Annotated in this window: 13 protein-coding genes; 5 read left to right on the top strand and 8 right to left on the bottom strand. The window is 65.6% G+C overall.

Annotated elements, in window-relative coordinates:
- The first annotated feature begins 439 nt into the window (after positions 1–439).
- The 5 genes from kdgD to DX905_RS13435 all read left to right on the top strand — a co-directional run bounded on the left by kdgD (position 440) and on the right by DX905_RS13435 (position 7013).
- A complete protein-coding gene (kdgD, locus tag DX905_RS13455) occupies positions 440–1387 on the top strand; it encodes a 5-dehydro-4-deoxyglucarate dehydratase (RefSeq protein WP_162875630.1) in 948 nt (315 codons plus the stop codon).
- A 67-nt stretch (positions 1388–1454) separates the two neighbouring features.
- The gene (locus DX905_RS13450) at positions 1455–2348 is read left to right on the top strand and encodes a LysR family transcriptional regulator (RefSeq protein WP_116092556.1); all 894 of its coding nucleotides are present in this window, start codon (positions 1455–1457) and stop codon (positions 2346–2348) included.
- A 233-nt stretch (positions 2349–2581) separates the two neighbouring features.
- Complete coding sequence (locus DX905_RS13445; protein WP_116091800.1) at positions 2582–3919, top strand: MFS transporter; 1338 nt, start codon at positions 2582–2584, stop codon at positions 3917–3919.
- Positions 3920–3946: 27 nt separating this feature from the next.
- Positions 3947–5884, top strand: a complete 1938-nt coding sequence (locus DX905_RS13440; protein WP_205412259.1) for a DUF8034 domain-containing protein — start codon at positions 3947–3949, stop codon at positions 5882–5884.
- Positions 5871–7013 (top strand): L-talarate/galactarate dehydratase, encoded by a 1143-nt coding sequence (locus DX905_RS13435; protein ID WP_116091799.1) that lies wholly within the window; start codon positions 5871–5873, stop codon positions 7011–7013. The genes DX905_RS13440 and DX905_RS13435 overlap by 14 nt, the downstream gene beginning before the upstream one ends.
- 248 nt (positions 7014–7261) lie before the next feature.
- Here the strand turns inward: DX905_RS13435 and DX905_RS13430 are convergent, their stop codons facing one another.
- The 8 genes from DX905_RS13430 to DX905_RS13395 all read right to left on the bottom strand — a co-directional run bounded on the left by DX905_RS13430 (position 7262) and on the right by DX905_RS13395 (position 14925).
- Entirely contained in the window at positions 7262–7630 is a 369-nt protein-coding gene (locus DX905_RS13430) for an alpha/beta hydrolase family protein (RefSeq protein WP_116091798.1), read from the bottom strand.
- Positions 7631–7746: 116 nt separating this feature from the next.
- Positions 7747–9732: a relaxase/mobilization nuclease RlxS gene (rlxS, locus tag DX905_RS13425; RefSeq protein WP_116092555.1), complete on the bottom strand. Its 1986-nt coding sequence runs from the start codon at positions 9730–9732 to the stop codon at positions 7747–7749.
- Between the two features lie 320 nt (positions 9733–10052).
- The gene (locus DX905_RS13420) at positions 10053–10595 is read right to left on the bottom strand and encodes a hypothetical protein (protein WP_116091797.1); all 543 of its coding nucleotides are present in this window, start codon (positions 10593–10595) and stop codon (positions 10053–10055) included.
- Between the two features lie 20 nt (positions 10596–10615).
- Entirely contained in the window at positions 10616–11278 is a 663-nt protein-coding gene (locus DX905_RS13415; protein ID WP_116091796.1) for a lytic transglycosylase domain-containing protein, read from the bottom strand.
- A complete protein-coding gene (locus DX905_RS13410; protein WP_240320848.1) occupies positions 11266–11775 on the bottom strand; it encodes a S26 family signal peptidase in 510 nt (169 codons plus the stop codon). The genes DX905_RS13415 and DX905_RS13410 overlap by 13 nt, the downstream gene beginning before the upstream one ends.
- Positions 11768–11998 (bottom strand): helix-turn-helix transcriptional regulator, encoded by a 231-nt coding sequence (locus DX905_RS13405; protein WP_116091795.1) that lies wholly within the window; start codon positions 11996–11998, stop codon positions 11768–11770. The genes DX905_RS13410 and DX905_RS13405 overlap by 8 nt, the downstream gene beginning before the upstream one ends.
- 160 nt (positions 11999–12158) lie before the next feature.
- Positions 12159–12476, bottom strand: coding sequence for a DUF736 domain-containing protein (locus tag DX905_RS13400; protein WP_116091794.1), 318 nt, complete (start codon positions 12474–12476; stop codon positions 12159–12161).
- Between the two features lie 562 nt (positions 12477–13038).
- Positions 13039–14925: a ParB/RepB/Spo0J family partition protein gene (locus DX905_RS13395; RefSeq protein WP_116092553.1), complete on the bottom strand. Its 1887-nt coding sequence runs from the start codon at positions 14923–14925 to the stop codon at positions 13039–13041.
- Between the last annotated feature and the right edge of the window lie 75 nt (positions 14926–15000).

The raw sequence follows: 15000 nt of genomic DNA, 5'->3' as shown, positions 1-15000 counted from the left end.
ACTCTGATATCAGACGCAGGCTATCGTCCACATATCGCAGGGAGGCAGGAACTCACGCAAACCCCGCAGCATCCTTCTGAATGTCGCTCACGCTCACCCCGCCCGCAGGCCAGAGCCGTCCGGCCGTGCCCTAAATATCTGACATTTCACCTATAAATCCGCCCACGTGCGGGGCATGCGCCAATCTATTCCGACCTCCGCATTAGACTGAAGACTTGAGGCGCTAGTTATCCTTCAGCAAGATCAAGCCAGATATCGTATCGATCGATAGCATCTTTGGCTTGGACCATTGGCCGAAGGCTGGGTTAGCTCGATCGGACAGCGGCGGCGCCTTTGGTGCCGTCCTCGGCCACGCGCCGGATGATTACATGCTACGCTTGGGCTTGCTGGCCGGGCGGGCGCGGCAAGAAAAGAGGTTGAGCGGGGGATCATGACAGGCATGACCAAGATGACGCCGAACGAGATGGCCCAACGGCTCGCGAAGGGCCTGCTGTCCTTCCCGGTCACGCATTTCGAAGCCGACCTCGCGTTTGCGGAAGGACCGTACCGCGACCATTGCGCATGGTTGCTCGAACGGCCGCTTGCAGGGCTGTTTGCAGCCGGCGGTACCGGCGAATTCTTCTCGCTGACGCCTTCGGAAGTCAGCATCGTCGTGCGTGCCGCCGTCGCGGAGACGGCTGGCAGAATCCCGGTAATTGCGGGCTGCGGCTACGGCACCGCGATCGCCACCGAGATCGCGCGGGATGCAGAAGCCGCGGGCGCCAACGGCGTACTGCTGCTGCCGCCATACCTGATGGTGCCGAGCCAGGAAGGATTGATCGCGCACGTGGAGGCGGTCTGCAAGGCGACCTCGCTCGGGGTGATCGTCTATAACCGCGACAACGCCGTACTAAACGAGGATTCGCTCGCGCGGCTGTGTGATCGCAACCCCAATCTGGTCGGTTTCAAAGACGGTGTAGGCGACCTTGAGCTGATGATGCGCATCCATGCACGGATGGGCGATCGTCTGATCTATGTCGGCGGTCTGCCGACTGCGGAGACGTTCGCGCTCGCCTACGATCATATCGGCGTTACGACCTATTCGTCCGCCATCTTCAATTTTCTGCCGGACTGGGCGCTCGCTTTCTACGATGCCATCCGCGCGGGCGATCGAGCCACGGTGATGAAGGGTCTAACCGAATTCGTGCTGCCTTATATCGCGCTGCGCAACACGACCCGCGGCTATGCGGTGTCGATCGTGAAAGCGGGCATGACGGTGATCGGACGTTCGGCGGGGCCGGTGCGGCCGCCGTTGACCGATCTGAGTCCCGAGCATTTCGAGGCCCTGGCGAGCCTGATCGCCTCGGTCGACCAGCCGGCCCGGCAGTCCGCGCGAGCATCCGCCTGACACTGCCTGCGCAACACAGCTACCCTTCTCTGCGGGAAGGATGTAGCTCCGTGCAATGGCGGGTTTCTTGTTCGAGCTGAGGCAGCTGCGCTGCTTCGTGGCGGCGGCGGACGAACTTCATTTCGGCCGCGCTGCGCGGCGGCTCAACATGACGCAGCCCCCGCTGAGCCGGCAGATCCAATTGCTGGAACATGCGCTCGGCGTACGCCTGTTCGAACGCAGCAGCCGCAATGTGGCGCTGACCTCGGCCGGCCGCGTCTTCCTGCTCGAGGCACGCCGCATTCTGCGTTTGTCGGAAAGCGCCGCGCTGGCCACGCGCCGCGTTGCGTCGGGCGAAGCGGGGACCATCACGATCGGCTTCACCGCCGCCTCCGGCTATTCCTATCTGCCGCGCCTGATCACTTTGTGCCGCGCGCGGTTGCCCAACATCACCATCCAGTTGAAAGAGATGGTCAGCGGCGACCAGATCGAGGCGCTTTTATCGGGCCGCATCGACATGGGTCTGCTGCGCCCGCCGATCGACCGCGTCGAATTCGCAACCCTGCGCGTGCTGGTCGAACCGCTGGTGGCGGCATTGCCGTCGGGCGATGCACGGGTCGCCAAGGCGGTTCTGGCGCTGGACGATTTCCACCAGCAGCCGTTCATCATGTATGCGCATGAGGGCGCCAAATATTTCTTCGATATGCTGAACCTGATGTTCGAGTCGGCCCAGGTTGTGCCGACTGTCGTGCAGAACCTCAGTCAGATCCACTCGATGCTCGGCCTGGTCCGCGCCGGCATCGGTGCGGCCGTCGTCCCCGAGGCGGCGACCAGTCTTCATCTGGAGGACGTCGCCTTCCGGCCGCTCGGCACCACACCGGCGAACCCCGTCGAACTGTTCGCAGTGTGGCGAACCGACAATGATAATCCCGCATTGCGGCCGCTTGTCGCGATGTTGGAGAATGAGCTTGGACGGGCCTGAGTGGCCTTGATCGATATCCAGACTGGATCGATCGATAGAGCAATAGACTTAGACCTCCGACGGCGCGCCGCTTATCCACTCGAGCAAGTGGCGCTGACTGCATCGTCCGTCGCCACGACAACGAATACCGGGCGAACGTCCGGCGGGAATTGCGTGGTCATCATGGCCAATCGATACCCGGACTGAATGAGGCAACCGCAAGAGCGGGGCCCCGGGGAAGGAGAGGGATGCAGATGGCAACCGCCAGGGCCGGATCGAAGGCGACCCACGTCCGCTATCTGATCCTGCTGCTCCTGTTCGTTATCACATCGATCAGCTACGCTGATCGCGCGACGCTGGCGATGACCGGCCCGGCGATAGCCAAACAGCTTGCGATGAGCCCGGTGGCGATGGGCTATGCCTTGTCCTCCTTCGCCTTCGCTTATGTGCTGGCGCAGATTCCGGGAGGCTTGCTGCTCGATCGCTACGGCTCGAAGCTGGTCTATATCGCGGCGCTGCTGCTGTGGTCGTTATTCACATTGCTGCAGGGGGCGGCGGGTTTTCTGACCGGCCTCTCGGCAGCAGTGATGCTGTTCGGGCTGCGCTTCCTGATGGGGGCGGCCGAAGCCCCCTGTTTTCCTGCAAATGCGCGGATCGTCGCCGCGTGGTTTCCAACGGCCGAGCGCGGCACTGCGTCGGCGATCTTCAACGCCGCGCAATATTTCTCCCTGGTCGCTTTCGCCCCGCTGATGGGCTGGTTGGTCCACGACTTCGGCTGGGAATCGGTCTTCTACGTGATGGGCGGCCTTGGGCTCCTGGCAGCGGCGGTTTTCGCCAGCGTCGTGCGCTCCCCGCGCCACCACAAGGGCGTCAATCCGGCCGAGTTGAACGTGATCGAAGCCGGCGGCGGCCTGGTCGACATGGAAGAGACGCGGGGCGCGGGGCCAAGCCAGTTCACCTGGCACAATGTCCGCCAGGTGCTGGCCAACCGCATGCTGCTCGGCATCTATCTCGGCCAATATTGCATCAACGTTCTGACCTATTTCTTCGCGACCTGGTTTCCGATCTACCTCGTCCAGCAGCGTCATATGTCGATCCTGCAGGCCGGCTTCGTCTCGGCGGTCCCGGCCATCTTCGGCTTCATCGGCGGCGTGCTGGGCGGCGTCATTTCGGATCTGCTGCTGCGGCGCACCGGCTCGCTGACGTTCGCGCGCAAGACACCTTTGCTGCTCGGCATGCTGCTGGCGATGGTCATCGTCGCCGCCAATTATGTCGACAGCCAGGTGATGGTGATCGTGGTGATGACCGCGGCCTTCTTCGGCAAAGGCGTCGCGTCGCTCGGCTGGGCAGTGATCGCCGATACCTCGCCCAAGCAATTGCTCGGCGTAACTGGCGGCATTTTCAACATGGCTGGCAATACCGCCGGCATCGTGATGCCGATTGTGGTCGGTTATATCGTCAAGGCGACCGGCTCGTTCGATGGCGCGTTGATCTTCGTCGGCGCCCACTGCCTGCTCACCATCTTCGCTTATTTCGTGATCACCCAAAAAATCGAGCGACTGGAACTGCGGCCGGCAACGCCCGCGGCCTGAACAGTCGCACCTATCGGAGAGGATTGCATGAACACGTCCCGCAGAAGCTTCCTGATGGCCGGTTCCGCGCTGGCTGCCGGCGCTTTCGCCGCTCCCAAGGCGCTTGCCGCCCTGCCCGCGGCGGATCGTCCGATCTTCGAACTGGCGGTGCCGATGGCACCGCCCGAATGGGCATTGCTCGAACGTGCCGTGCTCGATGCGCACACCGCCGCGTGCGAAGCCTTCTTCGATCGCTATTTCGACGAGCGCGGCTTCCTGCTCGAACATGAACGCTGGGGCGGCGACGACGGCCCGGACGACGCGATCGAGAACGTCAACGACTGGCCCCAGCTCTATGCGCTCGGAGCGTCCGAGCGCGTCCGCCAGATGTATGAGAAGGCCTATGAGGGCCATGTCCGCCAATATACGCTGGCGCACACCACCGAGGTGCCGTTCGCACGCGATGGCATGTATTTCCGCGAATTCCCGGTCATGATGGACTGGCAGCACAATGGTGAGGGGCTGACCGTCTTCAACAATATGGGGCTCGGCGACCCTTACAACAAACGCTACCGCGATCGCGTCCGGCGCTTTGCCGGCTTCTACATCGGCGAGGATGCCTCCGCGCCCAATTATGACAAGCAGCACAAGATCATCCGCAGCATGTTCAATGGCAGCCGCGGGCCGCTAATGCGCAAGGCGACGGGGCTGGACTGGGCGGGCGATCCGATCGACACCTCCGGCGTCGACCAGAATTCGCTGCTCCACGGCGAGCACAGCTACGAGCAGATGGTCGCCCACTTCAAAGATTATAACGACACGACCGGGGACAATCCGCTCAACCTCGAAGCGACCGGGCTCGCCCTGAACGCCTATATGCTCGAACATGAGCCCAAATATCGCGACTGGATCATCGAATATGTCGATGCTTGGGTCGATCGCGCGCGCCGCAACAACGACATGATCCCGACCAATATCGGCTATGACGGCACGATTGGGGGCGAGGCCGGCGGCAAATGGTATGGCGGTGTCTATGGCTGGGCGTTCAGCCCGGTCGTGCCGCAGACCGGCAAGCGCGATGATCGCAACCGTATTCCCTTCTGCCTGCTCGGCTTCCTCAATGCCTATATGATCACCGGCGATGACAAATATCTCGACGTCTGGCGGCGCATGACCGATCACATCAATGCCAACGCCAAGGTGATCGACGGCAAGTTGTCGGCGCCGACCATGTATGGGGACAACGGCTGGTATTCGTACAAGCCCGGCAAGTGGCTGATCGGCAGCCAGGACATCTATTATCTCACCATGAAACCGTCGGACCGTGCGCGCGCGCCGGACAATCCGTGGCTGTCCTTCATCGAGGGCAAGAACCCGGGATATCCGCAGGTCGCGCTGCGTTCCGCGCTCGAGCGGATCCGTAATGCGCACGCCGCCTTGCTGTCCGATCAGACCACGCCCGACACGCGCTTCGCCGACACGATGATGGATCAGAATCCGGCCAGCGTCACCGCCTTGATCGAGCTGATGGAGGGCGGCATCCATATCGGCCGTCCGGGCTGGTCGCGCCTGTCACCGGGCGTCGGCGGCGCGCTGCAGTTCACGCGCTTCCGCTACTTCGATCCGGTCGCGCGGCGTGCGGGTATCCCGCAGGACGTCGCGGCTCTGGTCGAGACCCTCGCCGCCGACGGTTCGACTTTGACCTTAGTCAATACCAACCAGAGCGAAGGCCGCACCGTCGTCATCCAGGGCGGCGCTTATGGCGAGCACCAGATCGTCTCGGTGTCGGACGGTAAGAGCACGCAGCCGGTCAGTCAGCGCTTCTTCACGGTCCGGCTCGCGCCCGGCGCTGGCGCGCGGCTGTCGGTGCGAATGCAGCGCTTCGCCAACCAGCCGACGCTCGACTTCCCGTGGGCGCCGCCGATCGTCGACGGTAGCGAGCAGTATCGTCGGCTGAGCGCGCAGGAGCAGCATGATCTCCTCTGAACTGCCCGCGACCGGGGACCGCATCACCGCGGTCACCCTGTCGCTGGCATTCCTGCCGCTCGCCGTGCCGGTAAGCGATGCCAAGGTTCTTACCGGCCGTCAGAAGCCGCTTAGCGAAGTCGCATGCCTATTCGCCGAGATCGAGAGCCGCGACGGGCACAAGGGCATTGGCTTCAGCTATTCGAAGCGCGCTGGCGGTCTCGGCCTTTACGCTCATGCCAGGGAGGTCGCGCCGGCTTTGATCGGTGAGGATCCCAACGACATCGCCAAGGCCTGGACCAAGCTGGTCTGGGCCGGCGCGTCGGTCGGGCGGAGCGGGCTCGCCACGCAGGCGATCGCCGCGATGGACATCGCCTTGTGGGACATGAAGGCAAAGCGGGCGGGGCTGCCGCTCGCCAAGCTGCTCGGCGCGCATCGCGATGCCGTGCCTTGCTACAATACGTCGGGCGGCTTCCTCAATGCGCGAGTCGAGCAGATCCTCGACAATATCGACAAGGCGATCGCAGCCGGTATCGGCGGCATCAAGATCAAGGTCGGCCAGCCGGACCCGGCGATCGACCTGCGGCGCGTCGGGGCTATCCACAAGCATATCGATGGCCGCGTGCCGCTGATGGTTGATGCCAACCAGCAATGGGATCGCCCGACCGCGCTCCGTGTCGGCCGCAGCCTCGAAAGCTTTGGCTTAGTGTGGATCGAGGAACCGCTCGACGCCTATGACGCGGAAGGCCATGCGCAGCTCGCCGCGGCACTCGACACCCCAATAGCGACCGGTGAGATGCTGACCAGCGTCGCCGAACATTGGGAGCTGATCCGTCACCGTTCGGTCGACTTCATCCAGCCCGATGCCGCGCGCGTCGGCGGGATCACGCAATTCCTCAAGATCATGGCAATGGGCGATCAGGCGCATCTTGCGATGGCGCCGCACTTCGCGATGGAGATCCACGTCCACCTGGCCGCCGCTTATCCGCACAATGCCTGGGTCGAGCATTTCGACTGGCTCGATCCGTTGTTCAACGAAAAATTGGAAACTCGCGAGGGACGCATGATCGTGCCTGATCGGTCAGGACTAGGATGCTCATTGAGCGGGCAGGCAAGAGCATGGACTGTGGCGCTCGAGACGTTCAGCTAGTCATCGCCTCTAATCACGGCTTTTCGCCGCTGGACAAATAGAATATTGGTCGTCCCGTGGCGATTGGCGGCTTTTTTTGGTCGCTGCGGCGGCCGCGCCTGCCGCTGGGCTACTAGCTGGAACGCGCTCCGTTTGCCAAAAAGCCTTGGGTGGACGTAGAGATTCCAAGCGGTCGTCCGCCTGATCAGGCTGCCGTGACGATTAGAGCATACCGTAGGTTCACCCGCCTGAAAGGCCGCTCGCCAACGCTAGGGAGGCGTTCTGCGATCTGTTACCGTCTGCTTCGAACCTTTGGTGGGCATATACCTCTCTAAGAAGGCCAGCGTTCGCATAGCCTGATCCTGCGCCTGCGATGCCTTGAAATTGGAAGGCGAGTGACCGGCGCCATCGTATAGCGCCAGCTCGACGGTTCGGTCTAACCTGCGCAGCGCGGCGAACATCTTCGGCCCCTCGATAAATCCGGCAAAGTCGTTTGTACCCTCGAGGATCAGCAGCGGCGTGTGGATGCGGTCGGCGTGATAATAAGGGGAATTGTCTATGTAGCGGGCCGGATCGTCCCCCAGCGAGCCGCCCAGCCGCGGTTGCCCAGTTTCCAGCCAGTTACCGTTGTGTCGCATCTGAGGACACGAAGCCCGTGTGCAGCCGCCACCCCAGCATGCCTCGGGAGGCGATGAACGATACAACAGCCCTATTTCAAAATCGTGCGGGGTACTCGCCCAGGTAGCATCCGGCCCTAGGAAATGATTGGGCCCTGCCGGCCCCGGATCGACCAGCTCACACCATCGCGGCGCACGGTGCCGGTTACCTGCTTACCGATCTGCGGCTGCAGCGCCGGGCGCCATGGCACGAGCGTGAATTCGCGCGACATCTCGACAAGCGCGAATCGCCCGCTGACCAAGTCAACACGTCGCCGCAATATGCCATCGATGCGCACGCCGGGTGCGACCTCGGCAAAGGAAAGATATAGCTCTCCAGAAAGCTGCCCGGCGACGCGTAAGAGTTCGCGGCGCTGGAGGGTTGCGAGCAGGTCGGGCCGGTAGCTGGTCCGCGCGCCGACTTCTTCGGCAAATTGGTGGGTGACGAGCCATTGCCGACGACGCTCAAGCGCATCGCGAACCTCAGTCCCGAACCCCGTATCGCGCGTGACCACCGGTTCGGTCGAAAGAAGGTCACGATCGAGCCAAGTCGCAGCATCGGCGTCAATTAGCTGGGCCAGCGGCCGGGAGGATAGTAACGCGATCGCCACCGGCCGGTCGCGCACCATTCTGGCCTCATGCGCGGCGGCGCGTTCAAGATGATCGGTCGAGATGATCCATTGCCCGGAGGGCTCGCGGGTCGCGCCCCCGCTCAGCCGGCGCATCGCTTCGAGCCGCTGGACGTGCGCCTCGGCATAGTCCTGCGTCGCGCTCGGATCATGGCGTAGATGGGCGTCGATATCGTAACGTCCGCCATTGGCCGCAGCGACCGCCGCGATCGTCCGATCGGCCTCCCGCACCTCGGCGCGAAGCGGCTCGATCCGAACCACCGCACCCTCAAGCATCGTGTCGAGGCTGGCGCCCCTGCCGATACCAACGAAATGGCTGCGGCCGTCGATGCCGTCGACGATCAGATAATGGCGATCGCCATGTTCGTCGGCAAGGCCGCGTCCTACCACGCGGCCCACCAGCGGGCAGGTGTCACCCGCCGCCGGATCATAGATCGCCTGGTCGGCCTGTGCGCGTGTGATCCCGCGGCGTGTGAATTCGCGCTGCATCGTACGAATGATGTCGCCGCGTTCGCCCATCCGCCGCAGCGTGTCTTCCACGCCGTCCGCTAGCCGCCACTGCCCGCCTCTGATCGGCTCGGCGAGGCCCAGCCGTCCGAGCTTGGCGAGCCGTCCCGTGCGGATGGCCTGCTCGGAGGCGTCCCCGGCGGCGGCCGACACGATGCAATCGCGGTCTGCGTCGTGCAGCAAAGCGCGGTCGAGCGAGGTTAGTCTTTCCTGCTCGATCTCGGCGCGCCGACTAGCCTCGATTTCCCGCGATGAGCGCGGTCCCAGATCGAGATCGAGCAGCTCGCTCGCGCGCCTTCGCATGCCCGTGGTGAGATATTCACGCGCGATGACGAGGTCGGCGCCGCGGTCATCCTTGCCGCGCATGATGATGTGCGTGTGGGGATGGCCGGTGTCGAAATGGTCCACCGCAACCCAATCGAGCCTGGTGCCGAGATCTTCCTCGGCCCGCGCCATCAGCCGCCGCGTCAGCGGTTTCAGATCCTCAAATTCAGCACCGTCCTCGGCCGAGACGATAAAGCGGAACTGATGACGATCGCCTTCTGTCCGCTCCTGAAATGCCCGGCGATCGGCCGCATCAGATTCGGCCCCGTACAAGGTACCGCGTTCGCTGGTGCGCGTGGTGCCGTCGCGCTCGAGGTAGCGCAGGTGCGCCGCCGCACCCGCAGCGCCCTTGCCGGCGAGCCGGACGATGCTGGCCTTAATGACGACGCGGCGGCTTCCCAACAGACCCGCCGTGCCGCGTCGCGCGAGTAGCCGGCCGACACCGGCGCCGCGCCCCATCCGGCTGCCGCTAAAACCGTTAGCTGAACTGTTTACTAGCAGTGGTCCGCCGCGAGCAAGATTGGCCGCAGCGAGGACCCGCCCGGTATAGCGGCGGGTGCGCGCCGCGCCGCCGTTTTTGCGCATGCGGCCGAGCCGCGGCTCGAATTCGTTCTCGCTCGTCATCGGTGGATCCGCACACGATTGCGCCGTCACCATGATCCGACTTGCGATCCAACAAAAGCGGTGCCGGCAAACCCACGACGGTCCGCCAAAAACCGGCAGCCGCGGCACTGTCGGAGCGGAGCCAGTGCCTCCCCGCAGTTGGAAAAAGGATGTGCAGACAAGGGCTTGCAGCGCCACCGGTGCCGCAGCTTTATCTTGCCTTCGCCCGCCTTTGCTCGCCTTTCGCGTCGCTCGACCTGCCCTCCCCCACGGCGAACCGCCGCATCCCGAAAATCAACACGGCGCGAGACCAGCCCCGCGCCGTGCCCGAAAAACCGTCACTATCGCGGCTGCTCGAACGCCTCATAGGCATCCCAGGCGCTTTCCAGCCGCTGCCTGCCGCTCAGAAATGCCGGTTTGCCCTCCCGATCAAGTCCGATCCTCGCGACAAACCAACATCCCGCGAGATAACCGAGTACGAGCCAGACTTCGTGCTCGCCGTCCTCCTCGTCCAACGGCTCGGCGATACCGAGCAGGCGCGCATCGATGCGCGCGTCCCAGTGAAAATCGGCCACCTCCCCGGCCACGATCCGCTCGGCGGACGCGGCGTCGATCCCGCATGCCATGTCGGTGGCAAGACTGGCGATCAGCGCCGGAAGCGGGTCGTGCGCGGCGGCTTGAAGGGTCGTGATATCCATAGCGGCATGCTCCTTTGAAAGCTTCGTTCCCGACCTTGGGAACAGCATGTCGTCGGCGGGCACCGGCGCGGCTGTCAGGGCCGCCGCAGCGCAGCGCAGGCGCCGCGCCAGCGGCGGCGGAGGAACCGATTTGCGCAGCAAATTGGAGGGGCCGCCGGCCTTGAGAGCCGCGCCGGTGCCGGCCATCCTGGGACCTGCAGAAAGTCCTATTCCCCACCCTGCCCCGGCACCGCCGGCACACGCTCCGCCGCGACATCATGGCGAATCGCGAACAATGCCGGCTGGATGCGTTCGACCGGACCATCGGCTGGCGTATGACCGTCGAGCGCCACGAACAGGGTCCGTCTCGGCGACGGCTCGATCCTGGTTCCTAACGGTCGATTGGCTGGCCGCCCCGCCGCGCCGGATTCAACAATCTGGGCAATATAGGCGCTGGTCTCTGCCGGCAGCGGCGCCCCCAAAAGGTGCGCGCGATAGCGGTCCGGCCCGGCATTATAGGCGCCGAACAGGCCCGGATAACCGAAGCGGTCATACATCATCCTGAGGAAGCCGGCGCCGGCGAGGATATTGTCGCGCGGATCATACGGGTCACGGCCAAGCCGCATCCGCGCGCGCATCTCCACCCAGGTCGCGGGCATCAGCTGCATCAGCCCCATCGCGCCTGCCCGGCTGGTGATCGGCCGTCCGCCGACTAGGGTTCGGCCCGCGCTTTCGACACGCATTACGCGGCCGATCCAGTCGGCCGGGATCCGCGTGCGCGCGGCGGCCTCCTGGATGAAGGCCCGCCACCTCGGCGGGCCCTCTGCGCGCGCCGCGACCGCGCCCGCCGCGAATATCACCACCACGACGACATGCCTCAGCGCGGCCATGTCAGCTGTGCCTCGCCGAGGATGTCGCCGACATCGCTCGGGCCAAAATAGCGCCCGTCGAAAGAACCGGGCACGTCCGCCATCACCAGCAGATAGCGGTCGCGCGCGAGTTGGCCGCAGCCACGCCAAAGCGGCATCGGCCGGCCGGCACGGTCCCGCCGCAGGCGCGCGACCGGCGGCTGGCCTGGCAGAATGAGGCGCTCGCCGCGCGTACAGATCCGGTCGCCCGGCACCGCCGCGATCCGCTTCACCAGCGGCACGCCGAGCGGCAGGTAGCGGCGCGCCGCTGCCAGCCGCGCGAACCGGGCCGGCAGCCGCGCGATCACCATGTCGCCGCGCGCGATCGCGCGCGGCGCGGCGACGACGTAAAGCCCAAGCGGCGCACTCCGGCTGACGTTCCAGACGAGCAGCGGACGCGCGGCTGGCGCCGCGAGCGCCGCCAGCGCGAGCGCGCCGGACAGCAGCGCCCACGCGCCGCTCGTGCGCCGCTCAGGCATCGCCCCCGCCGCGCGCGCGCGATGCCGACCACGCCTCGATGTCGTCGACATGATAGCGCCAGGTTCGCCCGTGCAGCCGGCACAAGGGGCCGCGTCCCTCGGCGCGCATCTTCTTGAGCGTGCCGACGCTGAGACCGAGATGAAACGCCGCCTGCTTGGCGGTCAGAAAGGGGCATATCTTGCGCGCCGTTTGGGCGCGCTCGGCGGTTTCGAACGACAGCATGGCTGCCTGCTCCGGCGATACGGCTTTGCGGGATTGCGCCGCGATCGAGCGGTTCGCCCAACCGGCGCGGCGTGGGGAGGGTCGGAATCGGCACCTTGCGAATTCGACCGTCCCAGAAAAGGGTATCCCGCGCCCGAGCGGGCGCGGGATGGTGGGGCGTTCAGTCGGCCGGGTTCCAGATGATGGCGAACATGTCGTCATCGTCCCGGCCGGCGGCGCGGCCGAGATTGGCGTAGAGCCGGCGCGGGCCGAACTCGGGCGCCGCGAAGCTCAGCGAGACATAATCCCGGCCCGAGGTTTCGCCGCGGCGGATCCAGCCGGCACCGACCTCGACACCGTTGGCGGCGACGCGGTAATCGGGCTGCGCGTCGCTGGACTTGCTGGCCGGCACGATCTCGATATCGGCACGGATCGAGAGCGTCTTGAGCTGTCCCTTGAAGCCGTCCTGATGGCGGCTGACATAACCGATGGCGGGCATTTCGAGTCTCCTTGAATGGTCGCCCGGACCTGTTTCCGGACGATGGCCGCGCGGCGAACCGGTCCCGCCAGGCGCGCGCGCACCCGCGAGGGCCGCAGCGCAGCGGAGGACCGGAGCGCGCGGCTTATTTGCAGCGTAGCGGCCGCGAGGAGCCCGTGGCACACGGGCGGGGAAATAAGCCGCGCGCGATGGTTTCGCGCGTGCCGGACCGGTTCAGCAGCGGTCGAAATCGCCGAAGACAGGCCGGCGCCCGTTGGACGGATGGCCGCCGCCGGTGAAGCGGCGGCATGTTCGGCGCAGGGCAATGCGCATGGTATGTCGCCGAGGCGGGGCGCGGCAAAAGGCCTGCCCGCATTTGCACCCGTATGGCGTGACAACGGGCCCTAGCGGTGACGGCCGGCGGCCTGAAATCCGCAGGCTCACCTCGGGGCGTGGCGCGTAGTGCCGGATGGCCTTTTCGCCTGTCCCTGCGCCGCTGTTCCCGCGCCCGCCGCCCGGCTTGATAAAGCCGGGCAAAAAGAAGCCCGCGCGAGCATTCCGCGCGGGCCAGGTGCGGACGCGATCACGCCGCGAGCGGAATGTCGCTCCCGGGCTGAGCCGCGACCGGCAATGCCACAGGACCGCCTGCATGCCCGATCTCTGCTCCGTCGCGCGCCAGCGCGCTGCCAGCGGCCTGCGCTGCTGCGGCCTGCGCTCCGCTCGCCCCCGGCATCTCCGGGGCAGGTGCGGCGTCGACGGCTGCGGCCTTGGCCGCCGCCAGCTGGGCATGGGCGCTGACCATCCCGACCCCGCCGCGCTTGGTGTAGGCGACGGGCGGGAAGCCCATCCATTTCGGCACCCAATGCGCAACCTTTGGACGGCCGTCGGTGCCGTCGAGATGGTTGCGGAGGATGGTCTTGAGCGTTCTGGCCTTCTCCTGGCTGTTGGCCTTGGCGACCTTGGAACCGGCAACCTCGGCGACCAGCGCATGGAGCAGTTCCTTATCGCGGTTGAGCGCAAAGAAGGCGTCGTCCGCATGCCAATAATGCGCCATGTCGACGCCCAAAGTCAGCCCGACCGCCTCGACCGCGACCGAGCCGACCGCCAGTGCCTCGCCCATGCAGACCGCGAGCAGCGCCAGCACGTCGGCGTCGGTCATGTCGAGCAGCCGCAGGAACAAGCCGACAAGGCCATGAGGCTCGCGACGGTGGCGCAGCAGGGTCGGGTCGTCGGGATCGAGCCCCAGCGTCTTGAGCGCTTGGCGGCGCCGCTCGGCGAACCGCGCCTCGGCGCGGCTGTCGTGCAGACTCTTGGTGGCCTCGTCGCGCGCGCACTGCGGATCGGGCCTGACCGACACCAGCGGCGAGCCCGCGACGATGTGCGCGACGATCAGCCTGAGCGCGATCTCGGGATGGTCGAGCAGCTCGGCGCGCGCGGCGGCGTGACGGTGGAGATCGACATAGCTGGCGAGCGGCCCGCTCAGTTCGCCGCGTGTCGGCTTGGCCGCGTCCTTGCTCGCCGCCGCCTTGGCTTCGCGTTCGGCCGCGCGGCGGCTGACATAGCCTTCGTGCGCGATTACCTCGCCATTGGCGCGCACGTCGAGATAGACCCGCCCGCCTTTGCGCTTGGCCCGCTTCTCATGGTCGTAGCTGGAGAAATGTTCGGTCGGCGGCACGATCACGACCTCGCCCCACCCTTGGGCGAGATAGGCCTCGCGCTTCGTGGCGATGGCGGCGTTCTGGTGCTCCCAGAAACCGGCGACATCGCTGAAATAGCGGTCTTCCCCGAACAGGTCGGCGACCGTGGCGAGCCCGCTCGCCGCGATATCGAACACGGCATGCGCCGCCGGGATCGACTGCCCGCCGAACAGCCATGCTTTGAGCCCGTGCCCGGTGGGGGCATATCGATCGGGGTCGTCCCACTGCGCGAGCCAGTCCTGCTGCTGGCGCTTGCTCGCCATCGTCAGGTGACGCACGCCGACCATGTCCAGTTCGCCTCGCGCGTAGAGCTGGCGGATGCGCGGCAGCAGATTACCGAGCGCCAGCACCTGCCTGACCGCGCGTTCCGGCAGCCCGAAAGTCAGCCCGATCTCGTCCGGCCTGCGCCCTTGCTTCACCAGCCGGGTGAAGGTCTCCCACCGGCTGACCTCGTCGGGATCGAGCCGCGCGATATTCTCGATCAGCGAGGCTTCGAGCGCGTCGGCATCGTCGCCACCATCGAGGATCGCGCACGGCACCTCCATCGCGGTTGCGGTTTCGGCCGCGACCGCCTGCGCCGCATGGAAGCGGCGGCGCCCGGCGACAATTTCGAACAGTTCGCGGTCGGCGACCGGTCGTACGATCAGGCATTGCAGGATGCCGCGCGTGCGCACGGTCGGCACCAAATCTGAGACGTCGGGCGGGCGCTTGCCGTCGCGCATGTTGAGACGGCTCACTTCGAGCTTGTCGAGGGGGATATATTCGAGTTTCATGATCAACACTCCATCGTGAGTGCCGGTCCCGCTTCCCTCTCCCAAGGCCTTGCGGGACCGGCTTTATTGCGGCGA

The organism is Sphingomonas crusticola (assembly GCF_003391115.1).
Lineage (GTDB): Bacteria > Pseudomonadota > Alphaproteobacteria > Sphingomonadales > Sphingomonadaceae > Sphingomonas_I > Sphingomonas_I crusticola.
Note: the sequence above shows the minus strand (reverse complement) of the source record. Positions and strands in the feature narration are given on the sequence as shown.

Coding starts and splice junctions, on each gene's coding strand:
- DX905_RS13395 (WP_116092553.1), bottom strand. CDS start 14,925: ATGAAACTCGAATATATCCCCCTCGACAAGCTCGAAGTGAGCCGTCTC.
- kdgD (WP_162875630.1), top strand. CDS start 440: ATGACCAAGATGACGCCGAACGAGATGGCCCAACGGCTCGCGAAGGGC.
- DX905_RS13430 (WP_116091798.1), bottom strand. CDS start 7,630: ATGCGACACAACGGTAACTGGCTGGAAACTGGGCAACCGCGGCTGGGC.
- DX905_RS13415 (WP_116091796.1), bottom strand. CDS start 11,278: ATGGCCGCGCTGAGGCATGTCGTCGTGGTGGTGATATTCGCGGCGGGC.
- DX905_RS13440 (WP_205412259.1), top strand. CDS start 3,947: ATGAACACGTCCCGCAGAAGCTTCCTGATGGCCGGTTCCGCGCTGGCT.
- DX905_RS13410 (WP_240320848.1), bottom strand. CDS start 11,775: ATGCCTGAGCGGCGCACGAGCGGCGCGTGGGCGCTGCTGTCCGGCGCG.
- rlxS (WP_116092555.1), bottom strand. CDS start 9,732: ATGACGAGCGAGAACGAATTCGAGCCGCGGCTCGGCCGCATGCGCAAA.
- DX905_RS13420 (WP_116091797.1), bottom strand. CDS start 10,595: ATGGCCGGCACCGGCGCGGCTCTCAAGGCCGGCGGCCCCTCCAATTTG.
- DX905_RS13445 (WP_116091800.1), top strand. CDS start 2,582: ATGGCAACCGCCAGGGCCGGATCGAAGGCGACCCACGTCCGCTATCTG.
- DX905_RS13435 (WP_116091799.1), top strand. CDS start 5,871: ATGATCTCCTCTGAACTGCCCGCGACCGGGGACCGCATCACCGCGGTC.
- DX905_RS13405 (WP_116091795.1), bottom strand. CDS start 11,998: ATGCTGTCGTTCGAAACCGCCGAGCGCGCCCAAACGGCGCGCAAGATA.
- DX905_RS13400 (WP_116091794.1), bottom strand. CDS start 12,476: ATGCCCGCCATCGGTTATGTCAGCCGCCATCAGGACGGCTTCAAGGGA.